General features: G+C 70.3%; 19 protein-coding genes. 4 read left to right on the top strand and 15 right to left on the bottom strand.

Annotated elements, in window-relative coordinates:
• Positions 1 to 30: 30 nt before the first annotated feature.
• The gene (locus ACZK4S_RS05725) at positions 31 to 273 is read left to right on the top strand and encodes a DUF3039 domain-containing protein (RefSeq protein ID WP_182764474.1); all 243 of its coding nucleotides are present in this window, start codon (positions 31 to 33) and stop codon (positions 271 to 273) included.
• Between the two features lie 72 nt (positions 274 to 345).
• Here the strand turns inward: ACZK4S_RS05725 and ahcY are convergent, their stop codons facing one another.
• From ahcY to ACZK4S_RS05695, 6 genes are read right to left on the bottom strand one after another with little or no spacing between them, the layout of a single operon-like run.
• A complete protein-coding gene (gene ahcY / locus ACZK4S_RS05720) occupies positions 346 to 1,815 on the bottom strand; it encodes an adenosylhomocysteinase (RefSeq protein ID WP_463643654.1) in 1,470 nt (489 codons plus the stop codon).
• The gene (locus tag ACZK4S_RS05715; protein ID WP_463643653.1) at positions 1,781 to 2,203 is read right to left on the bottom strand and encodes a type II 3-dehydroquinate dehydratase; all 423 of its coding nucleotides are present in this window, start codon (positions 2,201 to 2,203) and stop codon (positions 1,781 to 1,783) included. Before ACZK4S_RS05715 ends, ahcY begins: the two co-directional genes overlap by 35 nt.
• Before the next feature lie 16 nt (positions 2,204 to 2,219).
• Positions 2,220 to 3,242 carry an SIS domain-containing protein gene (locus tag ACZK4S_RS05710; RefSeq protein WP_076060331.1) on the bottom strand — a complete coding sequence of 341 codons (1,023 nt, stop codon included), beginning with the start codon at positions 3,240 to 3,242 and terminating at the stop codon, positions 2,220 to 2,222.
• On the bottom strand, positions 3,239 to 3,427 hold the full coding sequence (locus ACZK4S_RS05705; protein ID WP_076060328.1) for a Trm112 family protein: 189 nt from the start codon (positions 3,425 to 3,427) through the stop codon (positions 3,239 to 3,241). The genes ACZK4S_RS05710 and ACZK4S_RS05705 overlap by 4 nt, the downstream gene beginning before the upstream one ends.
• A gap of 26 nt (positions 3,428 to 3,453) precedes the next feature.
• Positions 3,454 to 4,812, bottom strand: coding sequence for a phosphohexomutase domain-containing protein (locus ACZK4S_RS05700; protein ID WP_076060326.1), 1,359 nt, complete (start codon positions 4,810 to 4,812; stop codon positions 3,454 to 3,456).
• A gap of 22 nt (positions 4,813 to 4,834) precedes the next feature.
• Positions 4,835 to 5,215 (bottom strand): DUF3499 domain-containing protein, encoded by a 381-nt coding sequence (locus ACZK4S_RS05695; RefSeq protein ID WP_255362903.1) that lies wholly within the window; start codon positions 5,213 to 5,215, stop codon positions 4,835 to 4,837.
• Positions 5,216 to 5,252: 37 nt separating this feature from the next.
• Between ACZK4S_RS05695 and ACZK4S_RS05690 the strand changes: the two genes are divergently transcribed.
• Entirely contained in the window at positions 5,253 to 5,690 is a 438-nt protein-coding gene (locus ACZK4S_RS05690) for a metallopeptidase family protein (protein WP_463643652.1), read from the top strand.
• A 21-nt stretch (positions 5,691 to 5,711) separates the two neighbouring features.
• On the opposite strand, the gene ACZK4S_RS05685 is transcribed toward ACZK4S_RS05690, so the two are convergent.
• From ACZK4S_RS05685 to ACZK4S_RS05665, 5 genes are all read right to left on the bottom strand, one after another.
• Positions 5,712 to 6,956 carry a DUF5719 family protein gene (locus tag ACZK4S_RS05685; RefSeq protein WP_463643651.1) on the bottom strand — a complete coding sequence of 415 codons (1,245 nt, stop codon included), beginning with the start codon at positions 6,954 to 6,956 and terminating at the stop codon, positions 5,712 to 5,714.
• A complete protein-coding gene (locus tag ACZK4S_RS05680) occupies positions 6,953 to 9,934 on the bottom strand; it encodes a glycosyltransferase family 2 protein (protein ID WP_463643650.1) in 2,982 nt (993 codons plus the stop codon). Before ACZK4S_RS05680 ends, ACZK4S_RS05685 begins: the two co-directional genes overlap by 4 nt.
• A gap of 7 nt (positions 9,935 to 9,941) precedes the next feature.
• Entirely contained in the window at positions 9,942 to 10,196 is a 255-nt protein-coding gene (locus tag ACZK4S_RS05675; RefSeq protein ID WP_076060315.1) for a WhiB family transcriptional regulator, read from the bottom strand.
• 80 nt (positions 10,197 to 10,276) lie between these two features.
• Positions 10,277 to 10,759 (bottom strand): hypothetical protein, encoded by a 483-nt coding sequence (locus tag ACZK4S_RS05670; protein WP_463643649.1) that lies wholly within the window; start codon positions 10,757 to 10,759, stop codon positions 10,277 to 10,279.
• 26 nt (positions 10,760 to 10,785) lie between these two features.
• A complete protein-coding gene (locus ACZK4S_RS05665) occupies positions 10,786 to 11,865 on the bottom strand; it encodes a mannose-1-phosphate guanylyltransferase (protein ID WP_463643648.1) in 1,080 nt (359 codons plus the stop codon).
• Between the two features lie 30 nt (positions 11,866 to 11,895).
• Between ACZK4S_RS05665 and ACZK4S_RS05660 the strand changes: the two genes are divergently transcribed.
• Positions 11,896 to 12,546 (top strand): TIGR03089 family protein, encoded by a 651-nt coding sequence (locus ACZK4S_RS05660; protein WP_463643647.1) that lies wholly within the window; start codon positions 11,896 to 11,898, stop codon positions 12,544 to 12,546.
• Here the strand turns inward: ACZK4S_RS05660 and ACZK4S_RS05655 are convergent.
• The 4 genes from ACZK4S_RS05655 to ACZK4S_RS05640 are packed head-to-tail and all read right to left on the bottom strand — an operon-like array spanning position 12,540 to position 17,614.
• Positions 12,540 to 13,637: a coiled-coil domain-containing protein gene (locus ACZK4S_RS05655; RefSeq protein ID WP_463643646.1), complete on the bottom strand. Its 1,098-nt coding sequence runs from the start codon at positions 13,635 to 13,637 to the stop codon at positions 12,540 to 12,542. The two genes, ACZK4S_RS05660 and ACZK4S_RS05655, sit on opposite strands and share 7 nt — an antisense overlap.
• Positions 13,634 to 15,010, bottom strand: coding sequence for a coiled-coil domain-containing protein (locus ACZK4S_RS05650; protein ID WP_463643645.1), 1,377 nt, complete (start codon positions 15,008 to 15,010; stop codon positions 13,634 to 13,636). The genes ACZK4S_RS05655 and ACZK4S_RS05650 overlap by 4 nt, the downstream gene beginning before the upstream one ends.
• A 32-nt stretch (positions 15,011 to 15,042) precedes the next feature.
• On the bottom strand, positions 15,043 to 16,035 hold the full coding sequence (locus tag ACZK4S_RS05645; RefSeq protein ID WP_463643644.1) for a glycosyltransferase family 2 protein: 993 nt from the start codon (positions 16,033 to 16,035) through the stop codon (positions 15,043 to 15,045).
• Between the two features lie 43 nt (positions 16,036 to 16,078).
• Complete coding sequence (locus ACZK4S_RS05640; protein ID WP_463643643.1) at positions 16,079 to 17,614, bottom strand: LCP family protein; 1,536 nt, start codon at positions 17,612 to 17,614, stop codon at positions 16,079 to 16,081.
• A gap of 152 nt (positions 17,615 to 17,766) precedes the next feature.
• Here ACZK4S_RS05640 and ACZK4S_RS05635 point away from each other — a divergent pair, with 152 nt between their 5' ends.
• Positions 17,767 to 18,930 (top strand): LCP family protein, encoded by a 1,164-nt coding sequence (locus tag ACZK4S_RS05635; protein WP_463643642.1) that lies wholly within the window; start codon positions 17,767 to 17,769, stop codon positions 18,928 to 18,930.
• Position 18,931: the final 1 nt, after the last annotated feature.

Below are 18,931 nucleotides of genomic sequence, written 5' to 3'. Positions count from 1 at the left end.
GTCTCTGCGCGGCCACGTAGAATCTGTCGCATGAGTGAACTGGCCCCCGGATCCCAGACGGTTGTTGACGAGCGCACGGAGCTGTTCGAGGACGGCGACCAAGACCGCTTCTCGCACTACGTGCCCAAGGACAAGCTGATGAAAGCCATGGTCACCGGCACGCCGGTCGTGGCGTTGTGCGGCAAGGTCTGGGTGCCCACCAAGAACCCCGACAAGTTCCCGGTGTGCCCTGAGTGCAAGGAGATCTGGCAGACGCTGAGGCCGGGCGAGTAACACCAACTGTTGGGCAAAGGAATCGCCGGCGAGCAGGTGCTCGCCGGCGACTCGTTTCGGTAGCGGGTTCGCTCAGTAGCGGTAGTACTCGGACTTGTACGGGCCGGCGACGTCCACACCCAGGTAGGCGGCCTGCGCAGCGGACAGTTCCGTGAGCTTCACGCCCAGCGCGCCCAGGTGCAGGCGCGCCACCTCCTCGTCCAGCTGCTTCGGCAGCACGTAGACGCCCACCGGGTAGTCGGCCGGCTTGGTGAAGAGCTCGATCTGTGCGAGCACCTGGTTGGTGAACGAGTTGCTCATCACGAACGACGGGTGGCCCGTGGCGTTGCCCAGGTTCAGCAAGCGCCCCTCGGACAGGACGAGGACGGAGTGGCCGTCGTCGAAGCGCCACTCGTGGACCTGCGGCTTGATCTCCACGCGCTGCACATCCGTGCGCGATTCGAGGCCGGCCATGTCGATCTCGTTGTCGAAGTGGCCGATGTTGCCGACGATGGCCTGGTGCTTCATGCGGGCCATCTGCTCGTGCGAGATGACGTTGAGGCAGCCGGTGGCGGTGACGAAGATGTCTGCGGTGTCCACCACGTCGTCGAGCGTGGTGACCTGGTAGCCGTCCATCGCGGCCTGCAGCGCGCAGATGGGGTCCACCTCCGTCACGACGACCCGGGCGCCCTGGCCGCGCAGCGACTCCGCACAGCCCTTGCCGACGTCGCCGTAGCCGCACACGACGGCGACCTTGCCGCCGATCAGCACGTCGGTGGCGCGGTTGATGCCGTCGATGAGCGAATGACGGCAGCCGTACCGGTTGTCGAACTTCGACTTGGTCACCGAGTCGTTGACGTTGATGGCCGGGAACAGCAGCGTGCCGTTCTTCGACATCTCGTAGAGGCGGTGCACGCCAGTGGTGGTCTCCTCGGTCACGCCCTGGATCGACGCGGCGAGGGCCTCCCAGTCCACCTTGCCGAACGCGTCGCGCAGGGTCTGCTTGACGACGCGGAACTCGTGCGAGTCGTCGTCGGCGTCAGCCGGGGCCTCGCCCGCGCGCTGGGCGCCGACGCCCTGGTGGACGAGCAGCGTGGCGTCGCCACCGTCGTCGAGGATCATGTTGGGGTGCCGGCCGTCCGGCCATTCGAGGATCTGGCGGGTGCACCACCAGTACTCCTCCAGCGTCTCGCCCTTCCACGCGAACACCGGGACACCCTGCGGGTTGTCCGGCGTGCCGTCCGGGCCGACGGCGATGGCCGCGGCCGCGTGGTCCTGGGTGGAGAAGATGTTGCACGAGGCCCAGCGCACGTCGGCGCCCAACGCGACGAGGGTCTCGATCAGCACCGCCGTCTGGATGGTCATGTGCAGCGACCCGGCGATCCGGGCGCCCTTCAGCGGCTTGGAGTCACCGAACCGTTCGCGCATGGCCATCAGGCCGGGCATCTCATGCTCGGCGAGGGTGATCTCCTTGCGGCCGAAATCGGCCAGGGACAGGTCAGCTACACGAAAATCCACGGGCCCAACTCTACATGGCGGCCACGTGGGCCAACGCGAGGTCATATCCGCCCACGCCGCAGCCGATGATGATGCCGGCCGCCTTCGCCGACAGCACGCTGTGGTCCCGGAAACCCTCGCGGGCATGCACGTTGGAGATGTGCACCTCCACGTACGTGGTCAGCGCCGCAGCATCCGCGATGGCATACGAGTAGTGCGTCCAGGCCCCTGCGTTGAGGACGACCGGGAGGTCACCGTCGGCAGCCTCGTGGAGCCACTCGATCATCTGGCCCTCGTGCTCCGTCTGCCGGACGTCCACCTCGAGGCCCATGCCCTCACCGGTCTCGACGAGGTGCTCGGCGAGGCCGGCGTACGTCACCCCACCGTAGATCTCCGGCTGACGGGTACCGAGCCGGCCGAGGTTGGGGCCGTTGAGGACGAGAACCTTGCGCATGCGCTGAGGATATCGGTCACTCGGTGGCGGTCAGGCCGATCTCCAGGTAAGCGGCGCCGTAGAGGCCCTTCTGCAGCAGCGTCATGTAGCGCTCGACGTCCGTGGCGGCCAGGTCCGCGTCGCCGGACGAGACCCGGGCGACCCGCAGGCCGCGCGATTCGGCCACGTCCGCCAGATCCATCGCCACGCCGGACACCCGATCCGGGAGCTTGTCGTCGTCGAGGAGGACCAACACCGGCTGGGTCTCGGAGTCACCGTCGAAGGGGTCTGCGAACGGGTCACGGATGGGGGCGGACGTCAGCAGGGTGCGGATCTCCGACGCATCGGCGGCGAGCGCGGGGCGGCCACAGGCGCGGCGGACCGCCTCGGCGATGCGCCGGGACGCACGCGCGGCCAGCGTGGTGCCACCCCAGATCAGCGGCAGCCTGTCTGCCAGCGCGAGCGCCAGTTCCTTGCCCGGGTTCTCCGACAGGTCGTTGCTGGGCGCGCACGCCTCGGCCACGAGGTCTGCCGCATCTGCCACGTGTTCGGGGTACACCAGCGGCCCGAGCCCCAGCGCCCCCAGTTGGGCCAGCACGGAGACAGCGGCCGCCACGGGGTCGTTCTCCTCCAGCGCGATCAGCGTGGTGGAGTTGGAGCGCGTCGCCTCCGTCAGTTCGCAGCCCTCAGGGGCGGCGACGATCAGCGTGGCGCCACGACGATTGGCCTCCGCGGCGCACTGCACCACCCAGCTGGGAGTGTCCGTCGTGCCGAGGATGACCGCGAGGTCCAGCGGACCCACCCAGGCGGGCAGCCCGGGGCCCGGCCAGGCCATGAACGGCACCGGGCAGGCGGGTTCGAGCACCGCACGCACGAGCCTGGACTCGGCGCCCATCGCCAGTACGCCCCGGGGGCGGTCTGCCCTTTCGAGGTGCCCGTGCGGCTCGGTCAGCGCGGCGCGCCGGATACGGGCACCGGCCATGGCCAGGGCGCGAAGACCCTCGTGCTGCTCGAGATCAGCAGCTTCGAGGCGCGAATCGTCGAACTGGGGGCCGTTCACTGCGTGCTACGGGCCTGGTCGATGAGCAGCACGGGGATCCCGTCGCGCACCGGGTAAGCCAGCGCACAGGCGTTGTTGGTGCACACGAGTTCCTGCTGGTCGTAGTCGACGGCGAACTTGGCGTGGCACGCGGGGCACGCGGCGATCGCCATGAATTCGGGCGACAGCTCGAGAGTTTCGGCCATGGTTCCTCCTCAGTGGTGAAGTCAGCTTAGTTCGGTTGCCCGGCCCGGACGAGGGTGAGGACCTCGTCGCGCAGGGCTTTCATCGTGGCCTGCTGGCGGGCCTCCACGTTGAGCCGCAGGAGCGGTTCGGTGTTGCTGGGCCGCAGGTTGATCCACCAACCCTCTGCGGGGTTGCGGACACTCAGCCCGTCGAGCCGGTCCGCCTCTCCCCTGCCCTCGAACGCGGCCGCGACCGCGTCCATGCAGGCCTCCGCGTCGTCGACGGTGGAGTTGAGCTCGCCGGAGCGGCGGTAGGAGTCGTAGACGGCGGCCAGCTGCGACAGCGGCCTGTCCGCGGAGCGCAGGAGTTCGATGACGTGCAGCGCGGCGAGCATGCCGGTGTCTGCCGACCAGAAGTCGCGGAAGTAGTAGTGCGCGGAGTGTTCCCCGCCGAAGACGGCGCCGGTTTCGGCCATCAGGGCCTTGACGTAGGTGTGGCCCACACGCGACTGCCGGATGGCGCCGCCGGCCGCCTCCACGGCCTCGCCCACGCCCCAGGAGGTGATGGTGTTGGTCACGATGGTGGAGCCCGGATGCTTCACCAGCTCGGCCACCGCGATCATGGCCGTGATGACCGAGGGGTCCACCACTTCACCCTGCTCGTCGATGATGAAGCAGCGGTCCGCGTCGCCGTCGAAGACCAGGCCGAGGTCGGCGTCGTTGTCGAGGACGGCGCGCTGCGCGTCGACGAGGTTCGCCGGTTCCAAGGGGTTGGCCGGATGGTTCGGGAACGAGCCGTCCAACTCCAGGTAGAGGCCGACGATGTCGAGCGAGCGCCCTGCCAACGCGGTCAGCGCGGTGTGACCGGCCATCCCGTTGCCGGCGTCGAGGACGACGGTGAGTTCGCGCTCCCCGGTGGCCGGGACCAGGTCACCCAGTTTGTCCGCGTAGTCCTCCAGGCAGTCCAGTTCGCGGATCTCGCCCCGCACCTCCCCGCCCAGTTCGACGGAGGCGGCCAGGTCACGCAGCCGGTTCATGAAATCCGGCGGCACTGGCCTGGCGTCCGCCAGGCAGAACTTGATGCCGTTGTACTCGGACGGATTGTGGCTGGCGGTGAACTGCACACCCGGCAGGCTCAGATGGCCCGACGCGAACCACAACTGGTCTGTGGAGCTGAGGCCGATGTCCACCACGGAGGCGCCGGCGCGGCGGGCCCCGTCGATGAAGGCCCAGGAGAGTTCGCGGCCCAGCACCCGCATGTCGCGGCCGAGCACGAACTCCTCGGGGCCCAGCAATTCGACGAAGGCGGCGCCCAGCGCGCGGGCCCCGTCCAGGTCCCACTGCGGTTTGTCGCCGACGACGATGCCGCGGATGTCGTTGGCCTTGAAGATGTCTCGCTCAAGCACCTGATCAGGGTAGCGAACCTGGTCACTCACCCGTCGGGACGAGCCGCAGGTGGCCGCCTCGGGCCGGGTCAGGCGCAGTGGCGACGGCGGGGATGACCACGCTCGTCAGCGGCGGCGCGATGTCGTCATGCCGTAGGCCGATGGCCCGCACCGCGTCCGCCAACGCCATGAGGTCGTCTGACGCCTCCTGGACGGGCGCGGGGGCGGAGCCGTTGAGCGGCAGCCGGATCATCTCCCAGCCGTTCGGCGGGCTGGTGCGCTCCGCGTGACGCTGGCACAGGTCGTAGATACCCGGCTCCGGCGTCAGCGACAGGGGCCCCAGGACCGCCGTGGAGTCTGCATAGACGTACGTCATCGTCGCCACCGCTGGGGCGGCACACGCGGTACGGGAACAGGAACGCACCCGAGCAAGGTATCTCACCCGCTACTAGAGTGGCGACATGCCACGCAGAAGAGACCGACATGACCGCGGAATGCGGGGCCCGTTGGCCACGCCCAACCCGCTGTCGGGCAGGCCTGTGCCGCTTGGCCGCCCCACACGGGTGGACTACTTCAACGAATGCGTCACCAACGCGATGGTCGACATCGCCGGCGCCTGCCCCGATGCGCTGAACGGTATCATCGTGGGCGTCGAGGAGGTGCCCCACCTGCGCGGCGGCTGGACGGGAGACCGCGTGCCGCTCTCCGCCGCGATGGAACCCAGCCGGGGCCGGAAGGCGCAGATCGTGATCTTCGAGCGCCCGCTCGAGCACCGCGCCTCGTCGCGCGGAGAGCTGCGCCGCCTGGTGCACCGCACCATCGTCGAGCAGCTGAGCACGCTCACCGGCCGGAGCATCGAAGACCTGGGCGGCGACGAGAACTGGGACGACTGGGACTGACCCCAACCCCACCCAGGCGCCTCACCTCAGGTGGGCGTCCAGTTCCGCCGTGCCCGCCGAGCGCGGCTCATCGACCACACCGCCCAACGGCACGATGATCGTGCCCGTCGCTTCGGACGTGGCGGCAGATGCGATCACCGGGCCGTCCGCCGTCAGCGTGATGAGCTGCTGGGCGGCCAGCGGGAGCACCTGCACGACGGTGGTCCCAGGCGACACCGTCAGCTCGAGCTCCTCCCCCGCAGACACCTTCACCTCGACCGGGTTCGTGCCCGGGTTCGTGATCTGGAGCGCGCCGCCCATCGTGGTGGCCGCCAGCTCCGGCGCCGCCTCCACGTCGACCAGCGTGGCGGGGCTCCCCGTCGGGCCGCTCACCACCACTCCTGCGGCCACCTCCTGGGTGGATTCAACGCGGATGGCGCTCGCCTCGCCGCCCAACGAGTCCGCGATGGGCACCACGACGCTGGACATGGGCTCCACGCTCAGGTCTGCGGTGGCGGCGAGTTCGTAGGACGACGTGGCGCCGAGCGCGGTCACCGTGATGTCGGCGCGTTCCTCGCGCGGGTTGCTGATCACCAGCTGCACGGCTGAGGCCCCCGGAGGCACGCCCCCGATGAGGTGCTCCAAGGCGGGGCGCGTGGGTGCCACGTACCGCGCGGCGCGTCCCTCGACGTTGACCGCAGCCATGGCCACGCGCCCCTCGCTGGCCCTGAACGACACGCCGACCGGCCCCTCCGGGGACAGCACGGACAGCGCGATCCTTCGGGACACACCGGGGGCCACCGCGATGCCGCGGGCCCCGATGGCGGCCACCTCACCGTCCGGGCCGAGGAGGGTGAGGTCCACGATGGCCTCGTTGGCGTCGCTGTTGGTGATCAGCAGTTCGGCGTCGCCCGGCTCCGTGACCACGATGGTGCCGGACGTCGCCGCGGGCGCGCAGGGCGCGAACGTGCGCGCCGGCCCGGCCGCGTAGATGCCGGCGACAGCAAGCGCATCGGCGCCGATCACGAACGGCCCGTCCACCTCGGCGAACAGGCCCGACCCTGTGCCGGAGAACACCTCGTCGCCGGATTCCGTGGCCGCGGCGGTCATCGTCCCGGTCGAATAGGCCAGCGCGTCGCCGGACTGCAGGCAGGTCATCCGCGTGGTGCGGGGCAGGTCAACCGTCGCCGAGGCCGGCACCCGGGCCGGGGTCAGGAGCGACAGCCCCACCGCGATGCCGCCGATGATCAGGAACGCCACGAGGGTCACGAGAATCCGCCTGATCATTCCTGCCCCCTCCGGGCTGCCGTGGCGGCGCCCAGGGTTGGCGCGGCGAGCAGCGCGAGGCCCAGCATCACCAGGAGGTGGAGCACGAACCTGCCCTCGCGCGGCGCGGGTTCGACGACGAGCTCACCGGCCTCGGCGCCCGCGTCGAACGTGAGCATCTCGGTGTCCAGGGCCGCCCAGGAGAACCCGCTGGTGCGCTCGAGCTCCCGGCCATTGAGCGTGGCCACCCAGTCTGCCCCCGCCGGTTCGGCGACGACCAGCTGGCGTCCCGCTCCACCCTCCGCAAGATGACCGTCGGTGACAGGAATCAGCTCGTCCTCCATGAAGGTCACGCGCGAGACCAGCCCGCTGACCGTCCAGACGACGGAGCGGTCGTCCGCGGCGGCCCCCACCAGACCCTCCAGATTGTCCATGGCGGCCCGCTGGTCCTCGTCGAAACCGCGCAGCCACACGTGGGACACGCCCATGAGCCGCAGCCGCTCAGCCAGGTCGTCCGGCACGGAACCGCTCGCGATGGCGTGCACCAGCGTGTTGAACTGGCCGGCGAAGGACCCCGCCGGATTGCGTTCCGCGGAACCCCAGCGCGGCTGGCGAGCGTCCACGACGTTCCAGTCCACGGTGCCGTCCGGCGACAACTCGGCGGTCAGGGCTCTGGTGTCACGCGGGGAGAACATCACGTCGCGGACATAGCCCGGCAGCACGCTGGTGGTGGAACGGACCGGGCCGGCAAAGCCCACCCAGCCCCAGGTGCCGAAGGCCAGCAGGGCGGCCAGCACCAGCGCCAGCAGCGCCGCTACCCGTGTGCGGCCCGCGTCCCGTTCGGTGAACACGACGGGTGCCAGCAACGCCGCCACCACGAGCAGCGCCCACGGCGAGAGGAGCGCGCGGGCCGTGCCCCCGTCGACCTCGAGCGTGAGCCGCGACAGGAGCGTGCCCACCACCAGGGGCGCCCCGATGCCCACCAGCGCCCAGAGCCACTGGCGGTACCTGAGCCCGGCGACGGCGAACAGCGCCACGAGACCCAGCACAGCGAAGAAGGCCACGTTGGCCCACACCGGTAGGCCCGACGGCAGGATGCGACCCACGACCAGCGCGTACGAGGCGGGCGGGAAATCCGGCCACGCGAGCGGGTCCACCCCCGTCAGCAGGCGGCCCGGGAAGCGCGCGAGGGTCGGCAGCCAAGGGGCGAGGAAGACCCAGGCGGGCAGCACCCCCACCACCACGTCGACGACGCGGTGGCGGTGCCGCGTGCCCCAGACGACGCCCGCGATGGTCACGAAGAGGAGAGCGGCGGGCCACACCGAGGCCACCACGATGAGCCAGAAGCCGGCGCCCGCAGGCGCGCGGAGCCGTTCGGCCCCGCTGGCCTCGTTGCGCACCACGGCGAGCACCGCCCGAGCGAACAACGGCCCGGCCACCGAGAGCACCATGCCGCTGACGTCGCCGGCCGTCACCAGGCCCAACAGGATGGTGGCGCCGGCCCAGACCGCGCTCACCGCGGCAGCAGGCCCCGCGGCGAGCCCCACGCGCCGCAGCAACGCGAGAGCGGCCAACCCGGCCAGCAGCGGTGTCAACAGCACGGCGAGGAACGCGAACCAGCCGGGGCTGCCGAGCCCGCCCAGCGATGCGAACGCGGCCAGGCCCAACCAGGGGGCCTCGCCCGTGAGGTAGGCCTTCCAGGCGGCACCGAGGGACGACGGCGCGGGCAGCAGGCCGCCCCCAGAAACGGGGCCGGCGCCGAGCAGGGTGCGGCCGGCGATGAAGGCCGCGACGAGCAGGACGACAACCAGGGCGGTCACCGGTGAGAAGACCCTGCGGCGGATCTGCCCGCCGGCGAAGTCGTCGCCGGTGAGTTCGTCGATCGAGGTGTCCGCCGAGACGTCCGTGAGGTTGCGGTAGCGTTCGGACAGCCCGTGGCCCACCTTGTCCGCAGCGTTGCGTACCGGCCACCAGCGGTTGGGCAGCAGGTCCGGGGGCGTCATGTCCTCTGCGGGGAACCGGTCCTTCAGCGACTGGGTGAGGGACGAACTGCGCTGGTACCTGCTCAGCGCGCGCATCTCCGCAGCGGCGAACGACGGCGACTTGCCCAGCAGGAAGCCCAGCGCCCGGAACACCGAGGCCGCCGCCAGCCCGAATCCCGAGGCCCCGCGGGCGCCGGCGATGCGGAGCGCGGCCAGCCTGTCGTCGAGGTGGGGATGCTGTTTCGAGGGCCGCTCCCCCGTGTGCCCCACGCGCCGGTGGTGCAGCGAGGCCGCCGGCCACGTCAGCACGCGGAAACCGAGCGCGTTGGCGCGCCAGCAGAAGTCCACGCCGTCGCGGTGTCGTTCCACCTCCGGGGCGAGGCCACCCACCTCGCGCCAGGTGCCGCCGCGGATCAGCAGACCCGCGGTGGAGGCGCCCAGCACGTCGCGCGGCTCGGTTTGCCCCTGGTCGACGTCGCCAGCCTCCACCATGGGGACCCGGAGCCCGCCCGGGGTGATGGCCTGGCCCACCTCGGAGAGGGTCTCGGGATAGTTGCGGCGCTTGGGCTGCAGGAGTTTCGGCACCACGACGTCGGCCTGGCGGGCGCCCTCCAGCAGATGCGCCAGAGCGTCCTTGTGGGGTGCGGAGTCGTCGTGGAGGAGCCAGACCCACTCCGGTTCGGTGTTCGCGAGCGCCGTGCGGACCGCGCCACCGAACGTGGTGGTGGCGTCGGCTCTGAGGAAGTCGTCGATGACGCCCTCGTCCAGCGCCCGCGCCACCAGTTCGGGAGTCTCATCAGTGGAGCCGGTGTCGACGACGACGATCCGGCCGGGCCGGGTGCTCAGCATCGCGACGGACAGCAACTGCCGGGGCAGCCATTCAGCAGCGTTGTGGGTCACCATGACGGCGACCACAGAAGAAGGATCGATCTCGGGGACGTCGGCGACGGGGTCTTCGTGTTCGATCCACGACCACAGGTCGTCGTCGATCACCCCGCGCTGCGGTTCCTCGGTCACGAGGTGCTCAGCCGGCAGCGCGCTTGAGCTTGCGGCGCTCCCGCTCAGAAAGCCCGCCCCAGATGCCGAAACGCTCGTCGTGGGCGAGGGCGTATTCGAGACATTCGGTGCGCACCGTGCAACTCAGGCAGACCCGTTTCGCATCACGGGTCGACCCACCCTTCTCAGGGAAGAAGGCTTCCGGATCGGTTTGGGCACACAGCGCTTCAGCCTGCCATGCAAAAGCCCCCTCATCGGCGAAAAGCTCCCATGTCTCGTCCATGTACCCCTCCTTTCTTGACTTGAATTACACACGAGTGATTTTGATCGGTCAAGCGGAAGGCGGATATCCGTCGAAACTATTCACGCATTGCGGTTGTTCACCCTGGACGGCGGACGGATCAGGGTGCCGTTGGGATCCTCTTCGTCGGCGCGGGGCCAAGGGGTGGTCGAGGTCGACCATGTGCCGGGGGGCCGCTGCGACTGCTGTTCCGACGGTGTCTGGGGCGATCCGGCGGGTTCCCGCTTGGGGTTGATCACCGTCGAGTGGCCCTCGGGAGTAGGGGCCGACTCCGGGGGCGGGAGTTGGGCGGGAGCCTGGCGGACCGGGGGCGGCTGCGGCGCCGCCATGGCGGACACCCGGACCACCGTGGTGACCCCCCAGGCGACGACACCGAGGCTCACCACGAGCGCCGTCACGGACAGCGGCCAGAGGAGGAAGTTGCGGCCGGACTCACCGACGGGAAGGAGGACCAGCCCCACGAGCAGCAGCGCGCTCACGTGGACCACCGCGGAGGCCACCAGGACGACCGCGAGGAGACGCCTCACGAACCGGGTGTCGCGCATGGTTCCTCCAGACGGCTGCGGACGGGTTAGGCGTATTCTGCCCCAACGCGGGTTCGCACCAGCTCGACCAGTTCACGGATCCGCTCGGAATCTTCGAGGCTGGCCACCAACGTGGCAGTCCCGGTGGCCACCACGAGACAGTTCTTCAGGCCCAGCGCGGCCACCACATGGTCCGGTCCCGCGGCGTTGACCAGCACCGATCCGGACGAATCCAGGGTCACCGTCCGGCCGTCGACGGCGTTGCCGTGCTCGTCGCGCGTGAACAACTCCGCGAGCGACAGGAAACCGCCCACGTCCTTCCATTGGATGTGCAGCCCGACGCTGACCACCTCCGCGTCGGTCCTCCCCACGGAGGCGGGCTCCATCACCGCGTAGTCCACGGAGATCTTCTGGAGGGTGGGGAACAGCTCATCCAGACGCTCGGGATGCGCCACGATCTCGCGCACGGTCCGGGCCGTGTCCGGCAGTAGTTGGTCCAGTTGGCTGAGGAGGGTGTTGGCCCGCCAGACGAACATGCCGGCGTTCCACCAGTACTCCCCCGAGTTCACGTAGGCGACGGCGACGTCCCGGCTGGGCTTCTCCTTGAACTCCGCGACGCGGTGGACGCCGCTGAAGCCCTCGAGTTCGTCGGCGCGGTGCAGGTAGCCGTAGCCGGTGTGCGGCGAGGTGGGCACGACGCCGAGGGTGACCAGCGCGTTGGGGCGGGCCTCCGCGACGTCGAAGGCGAGCGACAAGGACCGTTGGAACTCGTCGACGGGTTCGATGATCTGGTCAGCCGTCACCATGGCGACCACCCCGTCGGGATCACGGTCCGCGACAACGGCCGCGGACCAGGCCACCGCGTTGAGGGAGTCGCGGCCCTCGGGCTCCCCCAGGATGTTGCCGGGCGCGAGTTCCGGAAGCTGGCGTGCCACGTCGTCGGCGTAGCTTCGGCCGGTGCAGACCAGGATGCGGTTCTTGTCGACGAGTCCGTCCAGTCGTTCGTAGGCCAGCCGGAGCAGGGACTTCCCGCCCACCATCTCCAGCAACTGCTTCGGCCTGCCCTTGCGCGAGAGCGGCCACAGGCGCGTGCCGGACCCACCGGCCATGATGACGACGTAACGCATGGAAAGACCCTAGCCGTCTAGGCTGCACCCATGCTCGTTTCCGCCCTCCAGAAGCGCGTCGCCCGGCAGGGCGCGCAGCCGCTGCTCACCTACTACGACGGAGCGGAAGGCTCGCGCATCGAACTGTCTGCGGTCACGTTCGCCAACTGGGTGGACAAGACCGCCAACCTCATCGCGGACCTCGGGCACGACGACGGCGAGCCCATCGATGTGGCGCTGGCCTCGTCGCATCCCGGCCACTGGGTGACGATGGTGTGGATCGCGGCCGCCTGGCAGCGGGGCTGCCCCGTCAACAGCGACGCGACGGGCGCGGATTTCCTGGTGGTGGGGCCCGGCGATGACCGCCGCGCGGAGATCACGGTGGCCTGCTCGCTGCATCCGCTGGGCCTGGGGTTCACCACCCCGCCCGTGGACGCCGTCGACTACCGCGAGGTGTTCGGGCAGCCGGACCTCCACGACGTGGCGCTCGACGGCAAGGCCTTCTCCTGGGACGGCGCCGCCGCCCCGGAAGTGGGCGCGAGCGACAGGCGCGTGCTGCTGCGTGACCCGGCGCCCGGGTGGGAGACGGTGGCGCGTGCGTTGGTTGCGCCGGTGCTGGGCACCGGCTCAACCGTCGTGGCCGTCAACACCTCAGACGACGAAGCCGCCCGGATCGGTGCCGACGAGCGCGTCACTCACTGAATGTCTTCGGCGCCCTCTGCCGGGTCCTGATCGTGGACGCGGTTGTCAGGATGGGTCTCGCCTTCGTTCTTCGCGCCTTCGGATGCCTCCTGGGCGTGGACGCGATCATCGTCGTCGTGCTGATGATCCACGTTCGCCGGATCTGCCTGGTTCTGTGACATGGCTGCCTCCTGGTTGTCGACCACCGCGAGCGCGGCGCCTCCACCCAGTGTGGCAAGCATCTGGCGCACATTGGACAGTTGCGCCGTAATCGAATCGCGACGCTGGGTCAGCGCCGACAGTTCGCGGTCCGAGTCGCGGCGGATCCGGTCTGCCTGCGTGCGGGCCTCCCCGATCAGCTCGTCGGCCTCGGCCTGCGCCTTGTTGCGGATGGATTCGGCCTGCGTGTTGGCGTCGGCGATCACGCGCAGCGCGTCGTTCTCGGCGCCGCGCAGGTTCTCCTCGGCGGCACTGAGCTGCTCCTCGCGCTGGCCCATGGCCAGGTTGAAGTCTGCGGTGGCGGCGTTGCGGCGTTCGGACAGCGTCCGCTCGAAGTCCGCGGCGGCCTGGGCGGCGCGGGCCTGCTGGGACTCGTAGACGGCCTCGGCCTCTTCGCGACGTGCCGCGGCCTCGCGGTCCGCGTTGTCGAGGATCTCGTCGGCCCGGCGCTGGGCGCCGGTGAGCTTCGCCTCGGCGTCGGCGTCTGCGGAGCTGCGCGTGTCGACGGCGTACCGGTCGGCCTCGGTCAGCGCGGCCTGGGCCCTCTTCTGCGCGTCCTCGACGAGCTGGTTGGCCTTCTCCTTCGCCGCCCGTTTCATCTCCTCTGCCTCTTCCTCGGCCAGGGTGAGGATGCGGCCGACGCGCTCGCCGAGATCGGTGAAGGCCGGGCGCGACACCATGGACGCGGCGCGGGACTGCTCCTCGGAGCGGCTCTTGGCGGCGGCCAGTTCCTGGGCCAGTTGCTCGCGCTCCGCGGCGGCCTCCTTGAGGCGGATGGTGAACTCACCCAGCTCTGCGCGGGCGGAATCCAGCGCCTGCTGCAGCGTGGCGATCTCGGCGTCGACCTGGGCCGGCTCGTAGCCACGAAGCACGGTGCGGAAAGTGGAGCTCATGAGTTTTCCTCGTCTTGAGTGGTGGTACCTGGTACTGACAGCGCTTCGATCACGCCGGAGAGCGAATTGAGTTGCAGGGTGATGTCGTCGCGGCGCTTCGTCAGCCCCGCGACTTCCTGCCGGGCAGCGGCCAGCATCTCGCGGGCCTGCGTGCGGATGGTCTCGGCCTCGACCCGCGCGTCGGACAGGAGGCGGACGGCCTCCTCGCGGGTGGCGCGGGTGCGTTCGTAGGACGCCTTCTGGGTGCGCTCGAGCTCTGCCGTGAGCTGCTCGCGGAGCATCTCGGAGCTGGCTTCAGCCTCCGTCATGCGCTGATCCGCCCGCTGCACGATCGCCTCCGCTTCGCGCTTCGCCCGTTCCACGGTGTCGGCAGCCTGCTGGTCCGCCTCCGCCCGGGTGCGCTGGGCGTGCTGTGCGGCGGCGGCGAGTTCGGCGTCGGCCCTGCCGCGGGTGTCGTGCGCCTCCACGTCTGCCGCGCGCAGCCGCTGGCGGGCTGCGTCCACGGAACGCTGGGTGGTGGCCGACAGCTTGGCTCTCAGCTCCGCCGTGCGGCGGGCCTGGTCGAGGTGCGCCTGCTGCTTGCGGCGCGCCACGTCCACGCGCGCGCCGTCGAGCAGCGCCGCGACGGTGGTCTGGGCCCACTCCATCTGGCTGGAGGCCGCCGCGAGTTGCGCGTCGGCCTGCCGCTGCGCCTCGGACGTCAGCCGGGCCACCTGGTCCGCCGTCTCCTCGCGCAGCTGCGTCATCTCCCGCTCCACGGCTTCGCGCTCGGCGGCGAGCCGCGCTGCGGCCTCGTCCTCCAGCCGCTGCATCTCTTCCCGGCGGGCGGCGAGTTCCTGGTCCGCTTCGCCCTGTTCCCTGGCGATGCGCTCGTCGTGCGCTGCGCGCTGGGCTGTGAGTTCGTCGTCGACGAGGGCGCGGGCGGCGTGCCCCTCCACCTCGACCTTCTCGCGCCAGGCCGACACCTCCGCCCTGATGCGTGCGGCCTCCGCGGTTGCGTCCTCGAGCTGGCGCGCAGCCCGGCTCTGGGCTTCGGCGACGATGCGCTCCGCATCGGCACGCGCTTCAGCGACGACCTCGTCGGCACCTTCCTGGGCACGTCCGCTGATGGCGCCGGCCTGCGCGACGGCGTCTGACAGCGTGCGCTGGGCGTCCGCCTTCGCCTCCTCCAGCCGACGGCGGGCGAAGGTGACCTCGCCCGCCAGTTCATCGCGCTGCTGGGTGAGTTCGACGGTTTCGGTGCGGATGCGGTCTGCCTCTGACTGGGCCTCTTCGCGCAGCCTGTCTGCCAGTCGTTGGGCTTGCAGGAGTACTTCGGTGGCAGCCCGGGAATCAGTCCCGCGCGATGCGGGCTCCGGGGTCTGCCAACTCATGGGATCCATCTTGGCACGTTCCTGCGGGGCACTCATCCCAGGGTGTCAGCGCGATCCGGCAGACCACGGACGAAGCCCGCGCCCCACGCCACGTGCATGATCGCGAGCACGAGCGGCAGGCGGGTGCGGGCCCGCGCCGTGGTCTCCATCGTTGCGGTGGCCACCGTCAGGAACGACAGGTAGACCAGCGGCGCCACGAGGAGCGCGGTGAGCAGCCGGTTGCGCAGCACGAGGCCGAGCAGACCCCCGAGGAGACCGCCGCCCATGCCCAGCACCGCGAACGGCGGGGCGAGATAGCGCAGCGAGGCGGTCTCCGGATGGCGGCGGATCACTTCGCGGCGCCACTGGCCGGTGGTGAAGAACTGCTTGGCGAGCGCCTTGTAGCTGTTGCGGGGGCGGTAGACGACGCGCAGGTCCGGGGAGAAGTAGACGAGGTGGCCCGCGGTGCGGAGCCGGTAGTTCAGCTCCCAGTCCTGAGCGCGGTGGAGCGTCTCGTCGAAACCGCCGATCTCCTCCAGCACGTCGCGGCGGAACACGCCGAGGAACACGGTGTCGGCCGGCCCGGGCGGAGTGTCGGCGAGGTGGAACCCACCGCCACCGAGGCCCAGGCGGGAGTTGTACGCGGCGGCGATGGCCTCGGAGAGGGCGGAGGTGCCCTGGGCGTCCATGAGGCCGCCCACGTTGGCGGCGCCCGTCTCCTCGAGCAGGCGCACCGCGGTGGCGATGTAGCCGGGGCTCAGTTCACCGTGCCCGTCGACGCGCACGATGACGGGGTGCCGTGCCGCGTGGATGGCGATGTTGAGCCCGACGGGGGTGTAACCCTCCGGGTTGTCCAGCACCCGGATGCGCGGGTCAGCGGCCGCCAGGTCGTCGGCGATCTCCCTGGTGCGGTCTGTGCTGGGAGCCACTGCCAGCAGGATCTCCAGTTCACCGGGATAGCCCTGGCTGAGGACCCGCTCGACGGCCGCCTCGAGGTGTGATTCCTCATTGCGGATCGGCATCACGACGCTGACGCTCTGCTGCACGCTGCGGACTCCCTTCTCCGGGGGCCACTTTAGTGGGCGCGGCTCACGGAACCGAGCAGACCAGCTCAAGGTCGCCAGCGGCACTGACCGGTTCGTCCTCCTCGCTCTCCGCTTCCGCGGCGGCGACCTCCACCGGGGCGGGATCCGCACTCTCGGTGGCCGGTTCGGCGGTGTCGGCGGCCGGCGCCTCGGAGGACGCCTCCGGAGACACCGCAACAGGGACGGCCTGCGTGGTGGCGGCGTCCGGGGACGCTGCCGGGGCAGGCGACCCCGTCGCCTCGTCGAGCGCTTCGGACGCTTGGATCTTGTCGCGGACGGTGCTGCGGATCAGGTCGAAATCCGGGTCCCCCGTGACGATCAGCGGGGGCGTGAAGTTGACCGAGACGATGCTGAGTTCCTTGGCCTGCAGGGCCAACTCGGCCAGGCGGGTGATCTCGCCCGTGCCGACGTCGGTGCGCAGCACGTCGCCGCCCGCCTTGGACAGTTCGACGAACTTCGTGGCCACCGTCATGGGGTCCAGCTGGTTCGCCATCGCCGACATCACGCACTTCTGGCGCACCATGCGCTCGTAGTCGCTGCTCTCCGCCCGGGAGCGGGCGAACCAGAGCGCCTGGTAGCCGTCGAGCCGGACGTCGTCGCCGGGCTCGATGTAGCCGTGGATGTTGCTGCCACCGCCGCCCATCGGGATGGGCTTGGCGATGTTGAGCCGGATGCCGCCCATGGCGTTGATGAGGTTCTGGAAACCGGCCATGTCGATCATCGCGAAGTAGTTCAGGTCGAGGCCGAGTGTCTCGCTGATGGCCTCCTTCATCGCCTGGAGGCCCGGGTCCGCCTCACCGGGGTAGAGATCGGCGTGCTGCTCACCCAGGGTGTAGACCCCGTTGAGCAGACAGGCGTTGTCGGGGCAGACGTAGCCCTCGGAGTAGAGGGCCCGCAGCGGGGAGGATTCCGGGAAGCGCACTTTCTGCAGGTTGCGCGGCAGCCCGAACAGGACGGTGCGCCCGGTCTCCGCGTCCACGGAGGCCACATTGATCGAATCCGGCCGCAGGCCGTCGCGGCCCTCCGCCGCGTCGACCCCCAGCAACAGCACGTTGTAGCGGCCGGCCTTCTCGTCGGTGTCGCCGCCGCCCTGCAGCACGACGCCGACGTTCCCAGCGGCCTGGAAGCCGCTGGCGGCGACGGTGGTGATGCCGCCCACGCCCAGCGCGAGCGCCAGGGTGGTGACGGTGAGGGTCAGCCGGGTGCGCTGCCCGAGGCGCAGCGGCGCGGCGAGCCGCCACGCGTCCACCAGGAGCAGCACCCAGCCAGCGAAGAGGATCCAGAGGGCCACGCGCACGACGGCGGTCGCTGCGGGGTTGAGCAGCAGCCCGACGGTGGGGCCACGGAAGAGGAGGAGGCCCAGCACCATCAGCAGCAGCAGGGCCAGGGCGGCGCCGTAGACGCGGCCGGCGACGCGACCCACCGCGCGGTTGCCGGCGAACCACTGCACCGAGCCAGGGAACAGTGCGGACATCAGGACGAAGCCGAAGGCGCGGCGGGCCTGCACGCTCTTGGCGGCTGCGGTCTTGGTGGACGGCACTGGTGATCTCCTCGGGGAAGGCTGATTTCCATCCTCACCCGCAGGTTCCCCTCAGCCCGGTAGCGCCACGCCGCGATGCCGTCGTTGGCGCACTAATGGGTACCCTTGGGCACGCTGAAAGGGGATGGCGAGTGCCACGAGGAGACGACGACATGAACTGGCTCTACCGGGACGAGAAGGACGAGGAGACCTCCGTGCTCCGTCCTGACGAGGTGGAGAGCATGCGCCGCAACGATGCCCGTCGCGAGCGCGGCGCGGGCTATCCGCAGGGCACCGCCCGGCCGCAGCCGGCCACCAAGGCCGGCCCGCCGTCGCAACCGCCCACAGCTCCGCCCGCCGCTCCCCCGGCCGGCAGGGCAAGGAAGCGCCGTCGTTTCCGGCCACTCCGTCTCCTGGGCTTCGCTCTCATCCTGTGGCTGGCCTTCCTGATCGGCACCCCGCTCTACGCCTGGACGGCCGGCACCACGGTGGACACGGCGGCGGCCGGCGAACGCCCCGCGGAGCAGCCGGGCAGCACCATCCTCCTGGTGGGCTCCGACGCCCGCGATGACCTGAGCGCCGAGGACCGGTCGAGGCTGCGCACCGGCACCACCGACGGTCGCCGAACGGACACCATGATGCTGCTGCACACCCCCGCCGAGGGTGAGCCGGTGCTGCTGAGCCTCCCGCGCGACTCCATCGTCCAGATCCCCGGCCGCAAGAAGAACAAGCTCAACGCCGCCTACGCCTTCGGCGGCGCTCCCCTTCTCATCGAGACCATCGAGCTGAACACCGGCGTGCGCATCGACGGTTACCTCGAGGTGGGCATGTTGGGCGTCGTGGACGTGGTGGACGCGGTCGGGGGGATCGAGGTGTGCCCGAAGTTCGACATCGACGACGAGGACGCCCACATCACGCTGTCGAAGGGGTGCCAGACGGTCGACGGCGTCACCGCGCTGGGCTACGTGCGGATGCGCAAGGCGGACCCGAACGGCGACTTCGGCCGGGTCGAGCGTCAGCGCGAGACCATCGGCGCCATCATGAAGAAGGTCGCCAACCCCCTCACCGTGCTCAATCCGATGCGGTACTGGAAGGTCAACATGGCGGCCTCGAAGTCGCTCGCGCGCGGCGAGGACACCGGCCTGGGATCCATGGCGCAGGTGGGAACGGGCTTCTTCAGTGTGATGACCGGTTCCGGGCTCAGCCTGACCGTCCCCGGCAGCGTGGCGAACACCAGCGTCGGCTCCTCCGTCATCTGGGACGAAACAGCTGCTGACGAGATCTTCGGGGCGATGGCTGTCGGCAATACGGCCGACTTGGAGAAGTACCGGCAGTAGC

The organism is Tessaracoccus zhenghani, from assembly GCF_055326325.1.
Note: the sequence above shows the minus strand (reverse complement) of the source record. Positions and strands in the feature narration are given on the sequence as shown.

Excerpts from the sequence above, each read along its gene's own strand:
- ACZK4S_RS05725 (WP_182764474.1), top strand. The coding sequence starts at position 31 with ATGAGTGAACTGGCCCCCGGATCCCAGACGGTTGTTGACGAGCGCACG.
- ahcY (WP_463643654.1), bottom strand. The coding sequence starts at position 1,815 with ATGACCTCGCGTTGGCCCACGTGGCCGCCATGTAGAGTTGGGCCCGTG.
- ACZK4S_RS05715 (WP_463643653.1), bottom strand. The coding sequence starts at position 2,203 with ATGCGCAAGGTTCTCGTCCTCAACGGCCCCAACCTCGGCCGGCTCGGT.
- ACZK4S_RS05705 (WP_076060328.1), bottom strand. The coding sequence starts at position 3,427 with ATGGCCGAAACTCTCGAGCTGTCGCCCGAATTCATGGCGATCGCCGCG.
- ACZK4S_RS05690 (WP_463643652.1), top strand. The coding sequence starts at position 5,253 with ATGCCACGCAGAAGAGACCGACATGACCGCGGAATGCGGGGCCCGTTG.
- ACZK4S_RS05685 (WP_463643651.1), bottom strand. The coding sequence starts at position 6,956 with ATGATCAGGCGGATTCTCGTGACCCTCGTGGCGTTCCTGATCATCGGC.
- ACZK4S_RS05675 (WP_076060315.1), bottom strand. The coding sequence starts at position 10,196 with ATGGACGAGACATGGGAGCTTTTCGCCGATGAGGGGGCTTTTGCATGG.
- ACZK4S_RS05670 (WP_463643649.1), bottom strand. The coding sequence starts at position 10,759 with ATGCGCGACACCCGGTTCGTGAGGCGTCTCCTCGCGGTCGTCCTGGTG.
- ACZK4S_RS05665 (WP_463643648.1), bottom strand. The coding sequence starts at position 11,865 with ATGCGTTACGTCGTCATCATGGCCGGTGGGTCCGGCACGCGCCTGTGG.
- ACZK4S_RS05660 (WP_463643647.1), top strand. The coding sequence starts at position 11,896 with ATGCTCGTTTCCGCCCTCCAGAAGCGCGTCGCCCGGCAGGGCGCGCAG.
- ACZK4S_RS05655 (WP_463643646.1), bottom strand. The coding sequence starts at position 13,637 with ATGAGCTCCACTTTCCGCACCGTGCTTCGTGGCTACGAGCCGGCCCAG.
- ACZK4S_RS05650 (WP_463643645.1), bottom strand. The coding sequence starts at position 15,010 with ATGAGTTGGCAGACCCCGGAGCCCGCATCGCGCGGGACTGATTCCCGG.
- ACZK4S_RS05635 (WP_463643642.1), top strand. The coding sequence starts at position 17,767 with ATGAACTGGCTCTACCGGGACGAGAAGGACGAGGAGACCTCCGTGCTC.